Source organism: Bacillus marasmi (genome assembly GCF_902168435.1).
Classification (GTDB): Bacteria; Bacillota; Bacilli; order Bacillales; family Cytobacillaceae; genus Bacillus_BU; species Bacillus_BU marasmi.
This window is the reverse complement of sequence record NZ_LR656173.1, coordinates 81623-102027: the sequence shown is the minus strand read 5'-3', so window position 1 is coordinate 102027 and position 20405 is coordinate 81623. Positions and strand designations below refer to the sequence as shown.

The following is a 20405-nucleotide window of genomic DNA, read 5'->3' as shown; positions in this document are numbered from 1 at the left end:
TAAATAAAGATTTTCCTATAATCTACTCAGTTAAGCTGGATACTTTTCTGATAATCGCTGGATTAATTGTTTTCTAGCTCTATATAATCGATTTTTAACGGTTGTCGCTTTTAATTGTAAAAAATGAGCGATTTCTTTTTCTTTTAAGCCGTGATCGATTCTTAAAATTAAAACTTCCTTGTACTCTTTTGATAAATCTCCCATAGAAGCATGTAGTTCCTGTTTAAACAACCGATTTTCCACTTCGATTTCGGTCATATCCTGACTATTTGAACTATAGAGGACAGACTCAATCAAGCTATGGTCAGACGGCATCCAGTTATTCCTTTTTTCACTACGAAGGATATCTATCGCTGTCCTGGCTGCAATTGAATTCAGCCAGGCAGCAATTTTTGAATTATCATCAATCGTATCCGTTTTTTTGAAAGCTTTCAAAAAGGTTTCCTGTACGATATCCTCTGCAAGAAATGGATCACGAATAATCGATAATGCCGTGTAATATAAACGTTTAGAGTACATGGAATAGAGTTGATTAAAATCAAGTTTCTCCACGTTGGTGCTCTCCCTTAATTAAAATGTTCTTTCACAAAATCTGGAACATGTGCTTTATCAAAAAATAAAATATCTGTTGAACCGTTTTTGAAATAGGTGATTGCTGCATATTCGTGTTTTGACATTGTTCCAGCTTGATTTAAGCACAGGTCAATTTGATCCTTTTTCGTAATCGTCATCGTTTTTGTGCTTGATTCTACATATTTAGCAACCTCATTAACATCTATAAAATCTCCAGTATTGATATTTGCCATAACAATTTTATCAATATCCTGGGAATTAACAGTTGCCTTTTCAAGTAATCCTCTTTCCTTCAGCCAATTCGAGAATTGATGATAATTTGGTTTGAACATTAAATAGCTTGATCGGTCTTTCCCTATAAACAATTCAATCCCAGAACCATACCCTCCAAAATATTGCTGGTCATCATATGATTCTAAAAGGATGTCCTCCTTTAATGCGTCGATGGCTGTGCGAATATCTACAGGATCCGAAATGATGAGGTTTTGCTTATTCCCGAAAGGTGACGTAATCGACATGCTTTTTATCTTTTTGATGTCGATATGAAAAATTTCATTTGTTGCTCGTTTATACTCTTCCGATTCATAGATTTTACGGTAAGAATCTTTATACAATTCTCTATTTACACGATACTGCCTTACGATTGTACTACCGTCAGTTAGTGTATACTTGAAAAATGCTGTTTCATATTGACCTTCTTCGAGTTTTTGATTAATTTCTTTGTCCGCAATGATTTGTTTGTGCAGTTTTAAAACTTCTTTTTTGTTTATCTCGCTTTTCATCGCCTCTGGAACAAACATATGTTCATACACATCAGTGGTATCCGATAAAATAAATGGATCTCCACTCATATATACATTTTCTATTTCATTAAAGGTAGGTTGCTTTTTCTCATAAAAACCGAGTGAATTTACGGTAGTGAATACAGCAACAATAACCATCCCATAAATTGCAAATCCCTTTACTCCTCCTAGTACACGCCAAGTTTTTTGTAGCACCATTTCTGCTACAAAATAACCAACGAAAGCACCAAGGGAATATCCAAACACAACCCACCCGAATCCAGTATTTTGCACTTCGCTAAAATAAACTCCGCCGAAAAGCATCATACAAAAGGTAACACCGTATTTAAAAATGGCACGTAAGTTTGCAAATGCAATCGCTTCTTGGGCTGCTTCCACTTTCCTTATTTTGTAAAAAACCAAGGATAAACCATATAAAACGATTGTTAATACACCAAATAGTAATGCATATTCCCATTTTATTGGTCTCGTTTCAAGCGTTATAGCGAAGGTAAGTGGTGAGTACTTTTGTAGGTCATTATTTAATAAATAATCCCCTGGAAAACCGTACAAAGCCATCCTTAAGTTATAAAAAATCAGCAATGTCATTCCGACTGGAAAAACCATAAAAATATAGGATAAAACAGCAGATACTGCCGAAATTCCTGTCATTATCGCCACAAACACACTGGACATCATCAAAACCAAATTGAATAAAATCGTAACCCCTGCCCAATAGAGAATATCATTACTGTTAAAATACAAACCAAGGTCCATTACCGCATGTGTGATATATAAGATAATGGCTATTAATACAACGGGGATGATAAGCAAAACCGCACCTGAAAGGCAGTAATGATGAAAGATTTTTTCCCGTCTCATAGGCAAACTGTGTATTAAGTCTGCAGCTTGTTTCACATGTAAAAACCTAAATAAGAACACTGCCATTAATACTGGAGTGGCAATTAACAACGTCGCTTGGATTTGAAAATCATATTGAAAAAGATTGTCAACGAAAGGACCTATTTTCTCCTCGGAATATGTCATCATTATTCGTATTGGTAATGAGATTAACAGACCTAGAAAATAAACGATGGAGACCCAGCCGACATTGCGCAATATATGCAAGAAAAGTTCTTTGTTAAACCAAGACGTTTTTGATTGCATAGCCGATATCCCCCATTTCATATATAAAGATTTCTTCTAGCGTAAGCGGTAATATGTCAAAAATGATTGGATTTGTCTTTTCAAACTGTTGTTCAATCCATTCTGCGTTACCTCTTACGATATAAAGTAAAACACTACCCCTTGCTTCTGAGTGGACGACCTCGAGCTCCTTGATTAGCTGCTCTGGTGCATGTCCTTCTTTAAAAGCTACTTGAACTTTATGAACATCTGATTTTAATTCATCTAGTTCCTTATTAAGAAGAAGTTTCCCTTTATGAATAATCCCAATATGATCACAAATATCTTCAATTTCTCGGAGATTGTGAGAAGAAATGACGATTGTCATCTCACGTTCCGCAACATCCTGAATTAATATATTTTTGATTTTCTTCCTCACAATCGGATCGAGGCCATCCATAGGTTCATCAAGTATCATAAGGTCAGGTTTTATCGACAATGCTAAAATAAATGCAATTTGCCTTTGCCACCCTTTAGAAAAAGTGTGGATTTTTTTATTAATATTCAGTTCAAATGATTTAGACAATTTCTGAAAACGTTCTTCACACCAAGAGGGATAAATACTTTTATAAAATCTCGCCATTTGCTTTGTATTATATTGCGACAAGAAGTAAGGTTGATCAGGAATGTATACTAGTTTCTGTTTTAACTCAATATTTTCCAGCACTGGTTTACCATTAATATTTACATCGCCCTGTTCTTGTTTATATATTCCCGCAATCAGCTTAATTAAGGTTGTTTTACCTGCACCGTTGGAGCCAATTAGTCCGAAAATTGATCCTTTCGCAATCGATAAGCTCACATGTTCAACAGCTAGGTATCGATCAAATGATTTACATACATGGTTCAATTCAATCATTTAGGTCGCCCCCCTTCTTAGTAGCGTCGAGTTTTAATATTAATTCCACCAATTCTTCGCTCGTGACACCGAGATAGAGAGCTTCTAAAATCAGCTTTTCCAATTCTTTTTTCACCTCTGCGATTTTTACTTGGTTTTTCGTTTTACTGCTTGGATTCACAAAGCTTCCCTTTCCTTTAACCGAATAGATAAACCCCTGAATCTCCAGTTCTCGATACGCCTTTTGAATTGTATTTGGATTTATTGTCAGTTGTGTTGCCAATGTCCGTACAGATGGTAGCTGCTCATCTGGTTTTAGGACTTCATTCATAATCAGTTCTTTTAATTTATCAACTAGCTGTTCATAAATGGGTTTCCGGCTTCTCAAATCGAGCTCAAACATAAAACCCCCCAATCCTGATGCTTCTAGCATCATACGAATTTTGATTTCAGATGTATGTTTCACAGTATGTATGATTGTACTGCGTGTACTAACTGTACTACACTACTTAATACAGTTGATTATAAGCTATCATTATTCGAAAAGATAGACCTATAATTCTTAAGATTTTATTAAGATGTATTGGTGTTTTGCTGAAATGATTGTGCTGAGGCCGTTTTGGTGAAAGTTTGAGGGGATACAATTTAACAAAGGACATGCGGGGATTTATATAACCGTTTTTTGGTATATTTAAAAAACGGTCATTTGTACTTACCTTAAATGACCGTTTCAATTTACTATTGTTTAATTTGTCGAAAATAAACCATTCTAAATCTCGCAACTAGTATACCCGCTTGGCGCCTACATAGTATTGTGACCAATATGAATTATCAAGCGATACAACTTGAATTCCTTTTGAACTTGTAGCCGATATAAATTTATTATCACCAACATAAAAGCCTACATGGGATATGACTCCCGGTGAGTTAACTGCGTAAAAGACTAAATCACCAGGTTGAAGCTTACTTTTTGTTATCGCTGTACCTTGGTTATAAAGATTACTTGACGTTGACCGAGTCATTTGGACTCCATGCTTATTAAACATGTAATAAACAAATCCTGAGCAATCAAATCCACTTGGCGTTGTACCACCCCAAAGATATGGAACACCGACAAAATTTTGGGAATCTTGTATTAAACCTTTTTTCACAACTGCATGCTCAAGCGCTGTAACCGTTGCCGAATCTCCAGTCCCTGTTAAAGGTAAGCCATAATCACTTTGAAAAGTTTTTATCGCTTGAATCGTTGAACTATCATAATTACCTGTCATGGTAGGGACCGCATAATAACCTAATGACTGTAACTGTTTTTGGATGACCGTAGCCGTCCCCGTCTCCGACGTTGGTGTTGGCGTAGGTGTCGAATTTGATGGAATACTTAACACTTGTCCAACTCGAATAATATCAGAGGTTAAGCCGTTACTGCTCTTTATTGCCTTAACTGTCGTATTGTGAAGCTTGGCAATGGCTGAGAGTGTATCTCCAGCTTTAACAGTATAGGAAATCGTTTGAACAACCGGTGCTGGCCCTGGGACAGGGGACGGCGCTGGCGCAGGTGCAGTGGAACCCGTTGGAATACTTAACACTTGTCCGACTCGAATAATATCCGTTGTTAGGCCGTTACTGCTCTTTATTGCCGTAACTGTCGTATTGTGGAGCTTGGCAATGGCCGAAAGCGTATCACCCGCTTTGACTGTATACGAAATCGTCTCAACTGGCGCAGGAGCAGGATTGGGAGCGGGTGTTGGCGCAGAATCGGGAGCCGTATTCCCGACCGGGATCATTAATGTTTGCCCAATAAACAATCTATCAGTCGTCAAATTATTGGCGCTTCGAATAGCATCAACCGTTGTTCCATATTTTTTTGAAATTGCCCAAAGACTATCTCCAGATACAACAGAATAGGAAGTTGTAGTTGGCTGTGGAGCAGGATCCGACGGTGCTGTACTAGGTACTTCTTGTGTTGAATTTACTACAGGGATGGTTAAAATTTGCCCTACATGAATAATATTAGTATTTAAATTATTAGTACTTTTTAGATGATCGACAGTAATTCCGTATTTAGTAGCAATCCCCCATAGGCTATCTCCTGCTTTTACGGTGTATGTAGCATTGTTAGAAATCTGTTGGGAACTTGCTGCTTTCGTCTGATTTTGACCATTGCCTAATATACTTACAGTCGAAATTAATAGCGTTCCAATCATTACTTGAACGGTTTTTATCACCATTTTTTTCGGAAATCTTTCTTTTATATAACGCTGAACTGAATTTTCAAGTGTTTCCGGGTCATTGCTTTGTCTAGAATGAAGTTCTGTACTAAACTCTGCAGCATTTTTATTTAAAAATAAGATTACCGTATATCCATCTTCTTCCCTAACTAATCGATAACTCGAAAATAAATCCATATAATATCACCTCAGTTTTAACATTTGCAACTTGAAAAATAATATTTATTAATCCGCAAAAACAAAACAAAAAAAACGAACCTCGCAACACAGCGAAGTTCGTTCTATTTTATGGAGTTGGTGTATTAGAGACTCTCGTAGAATCTGATTGAAGCCATGCCGAGATATCCTTCCAAATAAGTGGATTATCTTGACCAATACTCCAGTTCCCGAGACCTTTAACATCATATTGATGAATTAAATCTATTTTCGCTTTAATGGCTTCCGAATTTTCAAACCAAACAGTATAGGTACCCGCTGTTAATGGCTTTCCGCTAACGGTTAATACTGGATCTCCGACCTTAATAGTAAAAACCGCCTTTGCAGATTTCGTTGCATCATCAAAGGTTACGGTGCCATTATATAATTCCAATGCTTTTTGGATTTGGTTGTTTGACATACCATCCCCACCGTAACTCGCTCCATCCTTCCAATAACGTCCATAATGCCCTACTCCGACAACGATTTGTTCTTTAGCAACCCCGTTATTTAATGCATATTGAATTGATTGATCAACAAAACCAATGCTAGCAATTGGTCCGGCCGTACTACCTGGATAGCTTTCATCGTATGCCATAATCATCAGGTAATCTGAGTATTTCGCTAAGCCAGCATAATCATAAGAACCGTGCCAACCATTATCATAACCGTTTGGATTAGCTGCCACAGCCACTGATACCTCTTTATGCTGTGGTATTTTTTCTCTGAGCAATCGAACAAAATCTGTATATTCGTCTCGGTATTCATCTGTTACATTCTCAATATCGACATTAACTCCATCTAAATTATAAATGCGAACAGCTTCAGCTATTTGTGTCGAGAGCTGCTCTCGGTTTTGCAAAGCTTTTTCACCTGTTGCTCGATCCCAGTGATTACTCAAAAACGGAACAACTCTAACGCCAGCACTTTGAGATGATACAATAAATTGACGGTCAAAATTTCCTGTAAGCTTTAAGGTTCCATCAGTATTTAAGTCAAAATAGCTAGGTGAAACAACATTAATTGTATTAGCCGTCTGGTTAATCCCTTCAATATAAGTTTGGGAATTACCAAAGTACAAATAGCCCATATTAAAAAATTCCTGTTCACTAATTGTTGGGGATTGCACACCAGCAACCGCAGGTAATTTTAATTCCTGACCAATGCTCAATATATCAGTTTTCAGATTATTCAACGTCTTAATACTATCAATACTGACATTGAAGCGGGTTGAGATTCCCCATAATGTATCTCCACTTCCTACTACATAGCTTGTAATACCTAAAATTGAATTCGTTGTTTTATTTCCAAATGAATCTACCTGGTTAATCATCACAAACGGCTTAGTGATAGCCGAAATATTCAGATCATATTCGAAGGTTCCGTCAGATTTAGTTTGAATGGTTTGCCTGATTTCCTGAGTACCTGTTTGCCCCAATACCATCAATTCAATGGTTGATCCAGGTTCGCCTTTTCCAGCTATGCGATAAAATAGGCCTGTACCTTTCTTTTCAACTTTACTAGTAAAAATAACAGGATCAACGATGGATGTATCCTTTTCAATTGTAGTCTCTACTTTGTCACTAACGTTTCCTACTGAATCTGTTTGAGTGATTGTAACACGTAATGTACCATCCTTTAAACTCGAGAGATTTAAAGGCTTATCAAATCGGTTATTAAAAACAAGTGCTTCCTCAACGATAGTTTTCTCCCCGTCTGTGATCGTAATGGTCACAACGCTACCTTCCTCATCACTTAATCCTCGGAGTGCAAATGTCTTCACATTCTCCTTATTGAGTTTACCATTATTTTCTATTTCAACTGCAGTAACAGGATGAACAGTGGTATCCTTACTTACTTTCACCTCATAACGATCACCAATATTGCCATTTTGATCACGAGGTATCGCAGTGATGATGATTTCCCCATCACTAAAGGAGCTTACATTTGGATTATAAGCAAAATTACCATTGCTATCTGCTGTAACTGTTTCTGTCGTTGATTGATTCTGATTAGTCACGGTAATATCAATTGTACTATTTGGTTCGCTTTTTCCTGATATGAGATAATTTTCAATAGTTTTTTTGGTGATTGTTGGGAGCAAGTCAAAATCTAATCCTCCCGGTGCAATTGTATCCTTATTGACAGTAAAAGTGTTTGTATTACTTTTGTTTCCAACTGCATCCTCTGCTTGGGCAGAAATAGTAATATTACCATCTTGAAGTGATGTTAAATCTAATGAGAGGCTATAATTCCCTGCTTCATCGGCTACTATTTGCTTAGTTAAAGTACCATTTGCCTCATCGGTAAAGGTAAGATTCACTTTTGATTTAGCTTCTGTTTTACCTGATACAAGAAATGAATTAGCGTTATCATCATTAAGAATTGTGTTAATTTGAATATTCGGTAGTGTAGGTGCCATCGTGTCCTTATTGATGTTTACTGTGTTTACATCGCTCTTATTTCCAGAATCATCCTCAGCTAATGTGGATACGGTAATCTTTCCATCCTGTAATGAGGTTAAATCAACTGATGTATTGTACTCACCATTTTCGTTTGCTTTAATTTGCTTCGTAAATGTACCTTGGACCTCATCTGTAAAAGTTAAATAAACTTTTGCATTTGCCTCTGTCTTCCCAGAAACATAGAAAGAATTTGCATTATCAGCCTTAGCAATCGATTCTGTATACACATGAGGGACCGAAGGAGCTGTAATATCTTTTTCAACTACCTGATCTTTTTTTAATGGAATGATAAGCTTTTGACCAACATATATCCGATCACTACTCAGGTTATTGATAGTCATGATCTCTTTTGATGAAGTATTAAACTTTCTTGCGATAATGCTTAATGTGTCTCCTGAAACCACCTGGTAGGACGTCGTTTCTTCGGTAATTTCGTTTATTGGTACCGGCGTAGGTTCTGGACTTATAACAGGTGTGCTTGGTGTGTTTTGTTCCACAATTGGCGCTTGTGTTGTTGTAGACCCAGGAATTTTTAGTAATTGACCAATTCGGATTAAATCTGATGTCAATTGGTTTTCTGTCTTAATAGCGGCTACAGTTGTATTGAAACGTTTAGCGATAATGGATAGCGTATCACCTGAAACAACTCGATATTCTGTCAGTTTGATTGTAGGCTGTGGTGTTACGGTTGGTTCAGGTTCAGTTACTTGCCCTGGAGTTGGTGGACTAGGTGTAGGTGTTGGTACTGGCAACGGATTTGTGCCAGTTCCAGTGTCTCCAGTTACATTTAGTACAGGAACCAATAGACGCTGACCAATCAAAATAACATCACTAGTTAACTTATTTTTCACTTTAATGCTTTCAACAGTAGAATTATATTTCTTGGCAATTTGCGACAATGTGTCTCCTGTTACCACGTTATGAGAAACAAAAGGTAATTTTAAAGTTTGACCAATATAAATTGTAGTCCCTTTTATTTGATTTATTTGGGTTATTTGGTCAATTTTAATGCCAAATTCTGCAGCGATTTTGGATAAACTATCCCCGCTTTTTACGATATATGTAAGATAAGGAATAGTGGATGCTGTGGTTTGAGAACTTGGTTGCTGAGTCGTTTCGGCTGCTTTTGCATCCATATTTCCGAAAGGGATAGAAGCAACTAATAACGTTCCCATAATGATTTTGACGGTGTTAACTTTCACGTTCGGAAACTTATTTTGCACCATCAGATTTATTTCTTGTCGAAATGATGGTTTTAATTGTGGCTCATCATAGCCAAATTCCTTTGAAAATTCTGCATTAGGTTGTTCGATGTATACAAGTAATGAATATCCATTAGCTTCAGGGATTAATTTCAATTTTCTAATTTCCATTAGCTCACCTCGCTGTTCAATAATAATATCTTTCGATTTGGCGAGGATTATCATGCATGAAAAATATCAGTTATATAGAGTCAAAAAACTGATTTTTAACATCCAATAAAAAACGCACAGCATCATGAAATGCTGTGCGTCCTGTTTAATTATTTAAGTTGATAGGACAGTGTTACAAATCCTTCCATACTTCATCATAAATATCGCTGTCCCAATACTCGATGGCGATTTCTTTATCTTCGCTAGTTAGTTCCTTATATAAATTTATTTCTGGTAAATGCTCTGCAAAGTCTAAAACATCAGCTGCTTCACTTTCTGGAATTTCATTGATAAGTTTTAATAATTTTTCTTTTGCCTCATTCATGGCAATCACTCCTGTGTTTATTTGACTTTATTACATTATATCACGTTTATTTTCCAATATGACAAAGTTAACAAAACCTTCAAATATTATTGAAAATATTTACATTTAATTAATAATGTAAATAATATGCAAAAGAACAATTCACAATATTGTAAAAAGTCTCCATTGACAAATCCCGCAAAAATTGGTAAAAGTATAATAGTTGAAAATATCTAAATATTTTAAATTGTTGAGGGGATAAAAATGAAAAATGTTATTGATTTTGTCGAGTTTAAGAAGAGAAAAAGACAGGAAAAATTTACTGGATTTTTGAATAAATACAAACTTCTCCTCACTGCGATTGTAATTTGTACAATTGCTATTACGACATGGTCTATCGTTTCCTTTAAAGCTGCAATGATTTTTACAGCATTAGCAATCCTACTCCCCCTTGTATTTAGTAAAAAAAGTTACTTACCAGAAACTGAAAGAATGCCAATGTCAAAGCCTCAATGAGAGGCTTTTTTATTTTAGGCTGTGTTAAATCAAGATGTTGATTTCCGCTCCAGGCACGTGCGGTTCATGTGGCTAACTGGGAGCCTGTAGGGTCACCCATACCAGATACTCCCATAGTAGTCTTCGTGCCTTCCGTTCCAATCAACCTGACAAAAATCAACATTGTACATTAATACAGCCTATTTAAAAAAACCCCTTCATTCGAGGGAATTCCGTCTGAATGAAGGGGTTTTTTTGATTTTATTCATACTTTTTAAAGATTAATGTTGCGTTATGCCCACCGAATCCTAAAGAATTAGATAATACTATGCTAACTTCTTGCTGTTTAGCCACATTTGGAACATAATCTAAATCTAGTTCTTCATCCGGTGTTTCTAAATTTATCGTTGGAGGAATGACACTATCCTTGATTGCCAACAATGAAAATACTGCCTCTATTGCTCCAGCAGCACCTAACAGATGCCCTGTCATCGATTTAGTAGAGCTGACAGATAGTTTATAAGCATGTTCTCCAAAAACCTCTTTGATCGCCATTGTTTCGTAAAGATCGTTATAGTAGGTACTTGTTCCATGTGCATTAATATAATCCACACGGTCTGGAGTTATTCCCGCATCCTGTAAAGCGAGTTTCATTGCTCGTTGACCGCCTTCTCCATTAGGTGCTGGAGTGGTAATGTGGTGAGCGTCCCCAGTCGCTCCATATCCTACAATTTCACCATATATTTTAGCACCACGTGCTCGAGCGTGTTCTAGTTCCTCTAGGATAATAATTCCTGATCCTTCAGCAATAACAAACCCATCACGATTTTTATCAAATGGTCTGCTCGCGGTTTGTGGGTCTGGATTTGTGGATAATGCTGTCATATTTGAAAATCCAGATAAAGTCATTTCAGTAATAGCTGCTTCAGTTCCTCCTGCAACCATCATGTCAACTTCTCCATTTTGAATTACTCGGAAGGCATCTCCAATCGAGTTTGCTCCAGATGCACACGCTGTAACTGAGCAGTTGTTAATCGCTTTTGCACCTAATTCAATCGAAACCCTACCAGCTGCCATGTCCGGAATGAGCATCGGAATGATAAATGGGTTAACGCGTCGAGGACCTTTATCAAGAAAACGCTTGTGCTGTACTTCGAATTCGTCAAGTCCGCCAATACCGGAACCAATCCAAACACCAACTCGCTCTGGATCAACATTTTCACCGATATGTACACCAGCATCAAGAATTGCCATTTTACTAGCAGCAACAGCTAGTTGGGTATAACGTCCCATTCTTTTGGCTTCCTTGCCATCCATAAATTCCTCTGGTTGAAAGTTTTTAACTTCGCCATCAACTTTTACATTAAATTTGTCTGTGTTAAATTTAGTGATTGGAGCAATACCGGAAACGCCATTTTTAATGTTTTCCCAAGTTGTCAAAGCATCATTTCCAAGTGGAGTAATGGCTCCAATCCCTGTGACTACTACTCTTTTTTTCATTAGCTTTTCTCCCCAAATCTTTTTATTTATTAGAATTACGCTTATGTTTTACTGTCCAAAAGGTAAACTACAACCTATCGGCCACGTCTTAAGCTTGTCGGGGCTGAACAAGCCGCTTCCGCTTTTCTTGTCTAGCTGCAGGCGCCATCGGCTCGAGGTCACAAGTCAATCCGTCCAAAAGGTAAACTGCAACCTTCCGGCCGGCTCGCCTTGTGCTTGTCGCCGATAATCGGGCGCCTTCCGCTTTTCTATTTACCCCATTTCATACATACTGAGCCCCAGGTTAGGCCGCCTCCAAACCCTACTAGGACGATGACGTCTCCATCCTGAATTAAGCCTTTTTCTAGTTCCTCGAATAATGCTAAAGGAATAGAAGCTGCAGAGGTATTACCGTGTTTAATAACTGCTGTTGACACTTTGTCTTTTGATAGACCAAAACGTTCCCGAGCTGCATCAATAATCCGAACATTTGCCTGATGCGGGATTAAGAAATCAACATCCTCTTTCTTCAACCCTGCTTTATCAACTGCATGTAAACTTGACTCTGGCATTTGACGAACGGCAAATTTATAAACCTCACGACCGTTCATCTTTATTTTACCAGTTTCTCCATCAATGTATAAATGATCTCCACCACTTCCATCGGAGCCTAAATCAACCGAAAGAATCCCTTTGTCTGCGGAAACTTCACTTAAAATAACTGCACCCGCACCATCTCCAAATAAAACACACGTTGTCCGGTCTTCCCAATCAAGGGTTTTGGTGAATTTTTCACTACCAATCACCAAAATGTTCTGATAGGTTCCTGTTTCAATAAAGGGTTTTGCAGTCGCCATTGCATATATAAATCCAGAACATGCTGCACTAACATCCATAGCTGGAATATTGTTTGCACCAATTGCCTCTTGGACCATACAGGCTACTGATGGAAAAGGCCGATCAGCTGTCGCGGTCGCAACCAAAATCATATCGATTGCCGATGCCGCTAATCCTGAATTCTCCAGAGCTCGCTTAGCTGCTTGAATAGCCATATGAGATGTATCAATATCATCACCGGCGATCCGGCGTTCTTCAATTCCAGTTCTCGAACGAATCCATTCATCATTTGTATCTATTTTACTTTCTAAATCAATATTTGTAACAATAGTATCTGGAACGTATGTACCAATTCCAATAATCCCTACTCGTTTCATTACATCACCCTAACTTTTCTTTTTTAAGACTAGGTCATAATATCTCATATAACATTATAAACGCTATGCACAAAAATGTGAAGGAAGAAACAGAAAACCATCGTTTTGAACATAAAAAGAGGCTGCTAACTTAATAGCAGCCTATAAAATATAGAAGGAAGTATTAATTGAAAAACGTTTGTCGAACAATGTAAGCGTTGTCAAAAAATGCGTGAAAATTAAATTTTGCTAGTCAATTAACTTGGGTAAAATTTTTATGCAACTTCAGATTCTTCTTTAGAATGAACCTTTTTCATGAAGCTATTAACATCTGCTGGTACTTTGCGATCAAGCTTAGACACGATGTAAACTGATAAGAAACCAACAGGTACTGTAATGATACCAGGAATCTTGAATTGTAAGAACTCAGGTAATGTAGTAGGTAGGAAGATCATATACATTGATACAGCTAATCCAATGATAAGACCGGCAATCGCGCCTTTTTCAGTCATGCCTCTCCACCAAATTCCTAGAATGAAGATTGGTGTAAATGTACTTGCAGCAACTGTAAATGCAAGTGCAACTAAGTGACCAATCGATGCTTCTTTAACCATTAACCCTAATGCACCGTATAGTATACCTAGGATAACAATTGATACTTTACCTGCAACAACACGTTCTTTTTCACTAAGATTTTTACGGAAGAAGTTAGCATATAAGTCATGTGCTAATGCTCCAGAACTTGCGATAAATAAACCTGAAAGGTTAGAGAAAATAGCGGCAAACGCACCAGCAATTACAAGACCTAGAAGCCATTCGCCACCAAGAGCTTGTGCTGTAGATGGGATAACCATGTTGTTTCCACCAAGAACTAAATCTTTAATAACTTGTGGATCTGCAGTACCTGCTAAGTAAATTGAACGACCAACTGCACCTAAATATACAGCAAAGAAGAAGAATACAGATGCAATACCGATAGCCATTAATGCTGATTTACGTGCTGCTTTCGCACTTGGATTAGTATAGAAACGTAATAGAATATGAGGTAAGCCCATTGTTCCTAAAGATAATGCAATTGTCATAGAAATAGTTTGCCAGAAGCTAGGGAAATAGTTTCCTGTGCCTGACCAAGAATTCCCATCATGTACGACATCTTTACCATCTAAAGCAAATTGAGCTGTTTCTTTGATTGATCCAGTGAATTCGGTAATACCTGCAAGGATTTTTGGATAATGTAAACCGCCATAGATTGCAGCAGCAACCATAAGGATAAAGCATCCAAGGCGAATCCATAATTCTAATGCTTGGTTAAGTGTAGTACCCTTCATGCCCCCTACACCTACATAAAAAATCATTACTGCGCAAGTAAAAATGATTCCAAATTCATAGGATGTACCAAAAAACATCGTTAAAATTTGTGCTGCACCTAATAATTGTGGAGCTGCGTAGAAACCGGAGATAGCTAATACTACTACAACTGCTGCTAGTCTTGCACGTTTACTATGGAAACGATACGCAAGGAAATCCGGAACTGTGTATGCACCAAAACGACGAAGTGGTCCTGCAACGAATATTGCTAGTAGTGTTAAACCAATTGAGAAACAGAATGCGTAATAAGCACCATCATAGCCTAATTGGAAGGTAAGTCCTGCAATCCCTAGGAATGTCGCAGCACTTAGGTAGTCACCGCCGATTGCCGACCCGTTTGTAAACCAGCCAAAGCTTCGTCCACCTACGAAGAAATCAGATGCGTTAGCATTTCGCTTAGTTAAATACGTGATGAAGACGATGGTTCCCATGAGGATGATCGTCATGAGCATTTTTGGTTCAAGTAACGTTTGGATCATACAATGCTCCTCCCATCATTAGATTTGTTAACGTCTTTGTTGAGAGGGCTTTGATTTGCTTTTAAGCGTTTTTCATACAATGATGTATGTACATATGCGATGACAAATGCCATTCCCATTGCGACAATTCCTGTGAAAAACCAAGCTACACTCATTCCTCCCCACATGCGGGAAAACATAAAATCTGGAGCGAACCAGTTCAATACTGGAATCGTGAAAACAAATAGATAGTAGAATATTGAGAGTTTTATTCCAGTGCTAAACTCTTGCTTCATAATACTATTTGTCTCAGAATCTAAAGGTGGTAAATCTTTTACGTCAATCTTGCCTGCTTCTACGTAATCGTATTCAGTATACTCTCCTGCCATTGGTTCATCTCCTCCTCTTTTTACTTAAATGCATCATAAGAGTTTGTTTCCCCTACCGTACTATCCCCCTTTTCTTCAATTTGCAACAAATCTTATCTGATGCTTGTCTTGATTTTAACGTAAATTGTCAGACAATACCTTGCAGATAATTGTCATAAAATTATAAATATTTGCTATTTTTAAAATATTTTTGTTATGATGATAAAGGATAATCTAATCGCTGTGTGTTGAATGGAGGAGGAAACACATGGATAGCATTCAGCTAATCATCAATGATATGAACGAAAAAGACAAACTAACAAAGTGGCTAAAAGAGGAATTTCAGAATAATACACAACTTATTTCAAACTCTATTCCCTTGCAAGATTTTCAAATTTTAGTAGTCGAAATTAGTAAACTATTGGATTGGGTGTTTATTAAAAGATTAATAAAACATAATCCAAATTTTATCATTTTTCCGATTGTAAATGAACAATTGTTACATACAGCTCCATTAACATTGGAACTAGAATTACCCTATTTTTTTACAAAGCCAATCAAAAAAAATATATTTATTCGAAAAATAAATCAGGCAATCGTCACACAAACATCTTTATTAAATAATACTCAAATTCAGGATTCCGTTATTCCACATCATGAATATGAGGATCATGAAGCCTTACAGGAATTATTTTTACGGCGCCTTCTTCGCGGTGATGTAAAATCTGAACATGAAATCATCGATTCCGGATTATTTAATAGTTCAAAAATGATTCCAAACACAGTTTGCTTTATTCAAGGCTTTGTAAAGGAATCTAATCGTGAAGAACTCGGAGGCTGGCAGGCACCACAAGTCATTCAACAATGTTTTGAAAAGCACTTTGCAAAATTAGAAGGTAAAATTTTCTTTGTCCCTTATCGGAAGCATTTGCTCATGCTACTACGGGTCCCTTCTGGATACGCTTCACCTCGCTTATGGAAACAAGGTGAAGAGATTGTTTTACATGTAATAGAAGAATTACAAAAAGAATATGGTATTTATCTTTTTATTGGTGTCGGTTGTATTTATAATGAACCACAGTATTTGCACAATTCGTATATTGAGGCCAAGACGGCCAGACGCACCCCTCCTTATGAACGTTTAGAGCTTCGCTATTTTGACGAAACCGCAAAGGAACCACAAATATTAAAAAGCATTGATTACATTTCAAACCATTTCGCAGACGAAATAACCTGCACAAAGGTTGCTGCACATATCAATTTTAGTCCAACATATTTTAGTCGCCTGTTTAAAAAAGAAACCGGACGAAGTTATGTGGAATACGTGAGCTTTGTTCGACTGCAGAGAGCGATTGCTTTAATTCGCCATTCTGATAGCACGCTTGAGCAAATAGCCGAAGAATTAGGCTTTAATACGCCAAATTATTTTAGCAATACATTTAAAAAATACGTTGGACTCACCCCAAGTGAGTATAGAGCAACAAAGGAGATATTATTTTATTAATAGTCTAGGACTAGCGCACAACGCTTGTTGTGCGTTTTTTATTTGGTTTTTTATTGAGAAAAAACAAACATTAGTGTAATATGTTTATAATAAGATAAACAAATTAAGGATGTGTTTGTTTCGTGGAACAACCTGAAATCTTTTGGAATGCTGATATTTCAGAATTAAAGCGTGGCTATTATGAAGAAAAGGAATACTATGTTTGCTTGTTATGCGGTGAAAGAATTGAAAAAGGTGTCATTTACCCGAGCGATAACGTGTTATACGAAGCTGAAAAATATATGAAGCTTCACATATATAATGTTCACGGATCCGTGTTTGATTATTTAATTAGTTTAAATAAAAAACTAACAGGACTCACTGACCATCAAAATCGGCTGTTACATCTTTTTTATCAAGGTAAAAATGATGCAGAAATACAAAAGGAAATGGGAATTGGCAGCGCTTCAACCATTCGCAATCATCGCTTTGTCCTTAAAGAAAAGGAACGTCAAGCTAAAATGTTTTTAACCATGATGGAGCTGTTAAAGGAAAAAGACGAACATGCCCCCACCCTCCTTGCACCACATAAAACGGCAACAATGATCGATGAGCGATATAACGTAACGAGTCAAGAAAAGGAAGAAATATTAGCTAAATTTTTCCCCGAAGGGACAGATGGAAGTCTAAAGACCTTCCCCAAAAAAGAAAAACATAAGCTTGTCATTCTTCAAGAAATCACCAAAAGATTGAAGCGAGATTACCTTTATTCAGAAAAACAATTAAATGAAATCATAAAACCTATTTTTGAAGACTTCGTAACAATCAGACGCTACTTAATAGAATACGGTTTCATCGACCGTAAACTTGACGGCAGTCAATATTGGATAAAACATTAAATAAGGAGACTTACAGGATGGATCGTAAAAAAGCTTTAAAACAACAATATAAAGAAACAAAAATAGAAGGTGGAATTTATCAAATCAAAAATATCAAAAACGGCAAGATATATGTAGATAGCACTAGAAACTTCAAAACATTAAACGGAAAAAAATTCATGTTAGAATCTGGCACTGATAATACTCATCCATTACTACAGCAAGAATGGAATAAATATGGAAAGGATGCCTTTGTCTTTGAAATATTAGAAGTACTAAAGCCAAAAGAATCAGCCTACTTTGATGAAAAACGGGAACTGAAAAAGCTCGAGGAGAAATGGTTAAACGAATTAAAACCATACGGCGAACGCGGCTATAATCGAGAAAAAAATAAAATTTAAAAAGGACAAGTCATTCAACCTTTCAAAAAAAGAAGCTGGGACAGAACTAAATCTCCGCTATTAAAACTGAATGATTTTTATTGAAGAATATATTAAAGTTCAATGTTGTTTACTATGTAGGTATGAGAATAAATAAGAGGAGAATTTCCCGTTATTGTATGTCAGGGGGGCTAATTGAGCTGAAATAAGAGGAGAAATTCCGCTTAACTGCTTCCAAAAAGACAAAATCCAGTGATTTTTATGAAATAAGCGGAAAAACTCCTTTTATTCTTAGCAAAAAACCCATATTTCCCAAAATAAGCGGAATTCTTCCTCTTATTTTCAAACACAGGGAAAACACATTCGGGATAACACACATCAATATAAATGTTATCAACAGTAATTTCAGGGTAATGCCGATTGTAAAAAGGAATAAAAAACGAACTATCGTGAAAAATTCTAAGTTTGAATTTTTCACGATAGTTCGTTTTTTTTGTTTAGTTGAAATACTTATGTCCCAGCCTCTTTTTCTATTATTAATTTTCGTTCATTGAGATGAGAATAGCATGAATTAATATTTTTGTTCCATATATTAATGCGTCATTTTGAAAAGTCATTTTTGGGTGATGTAATCCATATTTCATCCCACAGCCAAGTCCGACCATTGTTGCCGTAATGCCAGGTGCTTGCTTCGCATAAAAATGAAAATCCTCACCTCCATGTGATATACACTCAGAAATGAGATTGTTTTCACTTAACGTATTTACAATTGCCTGTTTAACAATATTAATCGCTTCTTGATCTTTAGTTGCTGCAGGTACGAAGAAATCAATCTGATAATTAATTTCCGCTCCGCTCTCAACCATAACAGCATGGGCTATATTATTAAACTGCTCCTCGAGTTCAGCCATCACCTCGTCAGTTTGTGATCTTAAATCAATCGTAAAATCTGCAGTCTCTGGGATGACATTGGAAGCTTCGTTCTCTACTCTTAATTGCGTCATTTTAATAGAATGCGATACTTCTGTATTAAGTTCAATTCGCTTCATTTTTGTAATTAGTAAAGCTGCTACTTCAATAGCATTTATACCATCCTGTGGTCTAGCTGCATGCGCCTGTTGACCTTTTATTGTACCTTTAATAGTTGCAGCGGAACCATGCATAATAACCGGTGCAGCTTTTTGATAGGGCACTTCAAAATCCGGGCGCACATGTATTCCAAATAAATAACGGACTCCCTCTAATGCTCCGTCCTCTATCATTTGTAAAGCGCCCTTCCCCGTTTCCTCAGCAGGTTGAAAAATAAACCGTATAGTCCTGTTAGGCTTTATTCCAGAGGAAGCAATTGCTAGGGCTGCGTGTAAAACCATGGTGCAATGAGCATCATGTCCACAAGAGTGGTGAGCCTTTAATTCTCCGTCTACTTCTTGAACTAAGGCATCAAGATCGGCCCGAATGGCAACAACTTCCTTACTACTACCAGGTATTTCAGCAATCAGCCCGTAATGATGAGGAAAAGTTTGTACAACAAAGCCAGCATTACCTAAACGCTTGGCAATATAGGCAGATGTCATTTTTTCCTTCCAGCTAGGCTCGGCTAAATCGTGCAAGTCTTTATATGTACTAAAAATCGATTCTTTATGTTGATCAATCAATAAGTTAGGATTCAAGTTGTTCCCCTCTTTCAATGATACATTACATTAATTTTACAGTTTATACAAAAAGTGAAAAGACCAATTTTGTAGTTTCTTTTAAAATATATGATAAATTATAGTTAATAGATATTGTATATAGGTATTGAATGGAGAGGGCATGGATGAAAAAGGAATTTTTGGTGGTAATTGTCTATGATTCTATTTTTGGTAATACAAAACGAATCGCTGATCGCATTGGTTTGGAGCTTTGCAATGATTGTCGCATCATCGCTGGATCCATCCATCATGAGATTGAACCGGACGACATACCTGAAATTGACCTTTTAATCATCGGAAGTCCAACACATAGCCATAAACCAACACATGAAATGTCGGAATTTTTAGACCGACTTGCAGCAAAAACAACCCACATTAAACATGCAGCTGTTTTCGACACAAGATATAATATGCACATTTGGCTATCTGGTTCAGCTGCTAAAAAAATGACAAAAAAGCTGCAGCAAATAGGAATTGAAACATTATGTAATCCTGAAAGCTTTCTTGTAACTAAATGGGAAGGTCCACTAAAAGCAAATGAAATTCTACATGCAGAACAATGGGCTCGTGATATTTTACATTTATTAGAAAATTTTCATGGTGTTACCCACCATAATTTACACTGAGTGA

General features: G+C 36.8%; 17 protein-coding genes. 5 read left to right on the top strand and 12 right to left on the bottom strand.

All coding sequences use genetic code 11. From position 1 onward, the window contains the following. Window positions 1-30 precede the first annotated feature (30 nt). The 7 genes from FXW34_RS14320 to FXW34_RS14290 form a co-directional block, all read right to left on the bottom strand. Window positions 31-552 (bottom strand): RNA polymerase sigma factor, encoded by a 522-nt coding sequence (locus tag FXW34_RS14320; RefSeq protein WP_147534686.1) that lies wholly within the window; start codon window positions 550-552, stop codon window positions 31-33. A gap of 14 nt (window positions 553-566) precedes the next feature. After that, window positions 567-2522, bottom strand: coding sequence for a DUF6449 domain-containing protein (locus FXW34_RS14315; RefSeq protein ID WP_147534685.1), 1956 nt, complete (start codon window positions 2520-2522; stop codon window positions 567-569). Continuing rightward, window positions 2497-3399: an ABC transporter ATP-binding protein gene (locus tag FXW34_RS14310; RefSeq protein ID WP_147534684.1), complete on the bottom strand. Its 903-nt coding sequence runs from the start codon at window positions 3397-3399 to the stop codon at window positions 2497-2499. Before FXW34_RS14310 ends, FXW34_RS14315 begins: the two co-directional genes overlap by 26 nt. Further along, entirely contained in the window at window positions 3392-3781 is a 390-nt protein-coding gene (locus tag FXW34_RS14305) for a GntR family transcriptional regulator (protein ID WP_147534683.1), read from the bottom strand. The genes FXW34_RS14310 and FXW34_RS14305 overlap by 8 nt, the downstream gene beginning before the upstream one ends. Window positions 3782-4160: 379 nt before the next feature. Then, a complete protein-coding gene (locus FXW34_RS14300) occupies window positions 4161-5783 on the bottom strand; it encodes a C40 family peptidase (protein ID WP_147534682.1) in 1623 nt (540 codons plus the stop codon). A 109-nt stretch (window positions 5784-5892) separates the two neighbouring features. Further along, on the bottom strand, window positions 5893-9639 hold the full coding sequence (locus FXW34_RS14295) for a LysM peptidoglycan-binding domain-containing protein (RefSeq protein ID WP_187118964.1): 3747 nt from the start codon (window positions 9637-9639) through the stop codon (window positions 5893-5895). A 172-nt stretch (window positions 9640-9811) separates the two neighbouring features. After that, window positions 9812-10003, bottom strand: coding sequence for a DUF2281 domain-containing protein (locus FXW34_RS14290; RefSeq protein ID WP_147534680.1), 192 nt, complete (start codon window positions 10001-10003; stop codon window positions 9812-9814). Window positions 10004-10246: 243 nt separating this feature from the next. Between FXW34_RS14290 and FXW34_RS14285 the strand changes: the two genes are divergently transcribed. Beyond that, window positions 10247-10498 (top strand): hypothetical protein, encoded by a 252-nt coding sequence (locus tag FXW34_RS14285; RefSeq protein ID WP_147534679.1) that lies wholly within the window; start codon window positions 10247-10249, stop codon window positions 10496-10498. 240 nt (window positions 10499-10738) lie between these two features. Here the strand turns inward: FXW34_RS14285 and fabF are convergent, their stop codons facing one another. From fabF to FXW34_RS14265, 4 genes are all read right to left on the bottom strand, one after another. Further along, window positions 10739-11977 (bottom strand): beta-ketoacyl-ACP synthase II, encoded by a 1239-nt coding sequence (gene fabF, locus FXW34_RS14280; protein WP_147534678.1) that lies wholly within the window; start codon window positions 11975-11977, stop codon window positions 10739-10741. Window positions 11978-12225: 248 nt separating this feature from the next. Continuing rightward, window positions 12226-13170 (bottom strand): beta-ketoacyl-ACP synthase III, encoded by a 945-nt coding sequence (locus tag FXW34_RS14275; RefSeq protein ID WP_147534677.1) that lies wholly within the window; start codon window positions 13168-13170, stop codon window positions 12226-12228. A gap of 254 nt (window positions 13171-13424) precedes the next feature. Then, window positions 13425-14996, bottom strand: coding sequence for a sodium/solute symporter (locus FXW34_RS14270; protein ID WP_147534676.1), 1572 nt, complete (start codon window positions 14994-14996; stop codon window positions 13425-13427). Beyond that, window positions 14993-15364 (bottom strand): DUF485 domain-containing protein, encoded by a 372-nt coding sequence (locus FXW34_RS14265; protein ID WP_147534675.1) that lies wholly within the window; start codon window positions 15362-15364, stop codon window positions 14993-14995. Before FXW34_RS14265 ends, FXW34_RS14270 begins: the two co-directional genes overlap by 4 nt. A gap of 247 nt (window positions 15365-15611) precedes the next feature. Between FXW34_RS14265 and FXW34_RS14260 the strand changes: the two genes are divergently transcribed. From FXW34_RS14260 to FXW34_RS14250, 3 genes are all read left to right on the top strand, one after another. Further along, window positions 15612-16847: a helix-turn-helix domain-containing protein gene (locus FXW34_RS14260; RefSeq protein ID WP_147534674.1), complete on the top strand. Its 1236-nt coding sequence runs from the start codon at window positions 15612-15614 to the stop codon at window positions 16845-16847. A 122-nt stretch (window positions 16848-16969) separates the two neighbouring features. Next, a complete protein-coding gene (locus tag FXW34_RS14255) occupies window positions 16970-17725 on the top strand; it encodes a DUF2087 domain-containing protein (protein ID WP_147534673.1) in 756 nt (251 codons plus the stop codon). A 17-nt stretch (window positions 17726-17742) separates the two neighbouring features. Beyond that, on the top strand, window positions 17743-18105 hold the full coding sequence (locus FXW34_RS14250) for a GIY-YIG nuclease family protein (protein WP_147534672.1): 363 nt from the start codon (window positions 17743-17745) through the stop codon (window positions 18103-18105). Window positions 18106-18620: 515 nt separating this feature from the next. On the opposite strand, the gene FXW34_RS14245 is transcribed toward FXW34_RS14250, so the two are convergent. Next, window positions 18621-19754 carry an amidohydrolase gene (locus FXW34_RS14245; RefSeq protein WP_147534671.1) on the bottom strand — a complete coding sequence of 378 codons (1134 nt, stop codon included), beginning with the start codon at window positions 19752-19754 and terminating at the stop codon, window positions 18621-18623. Window positions 19755-19900: 146 nt separating this feature from the next. Between FXW34_RS14245 and FXW34_RS14240 the strand changes: the two genes are divergently transcribed. Continuing rightward, window positions 19901-20401: a flavodoxin family protein gene (locus tag FXW34_RS14240; protein WP_187118963.1), complete on the top strand. Its 501-nt coding sequence runs from the start codon at window positions 19901-19903 to the stop codon at window positions 20399-20401. Window positions 20402-20405: the final 4 nt, after the last annotated feature.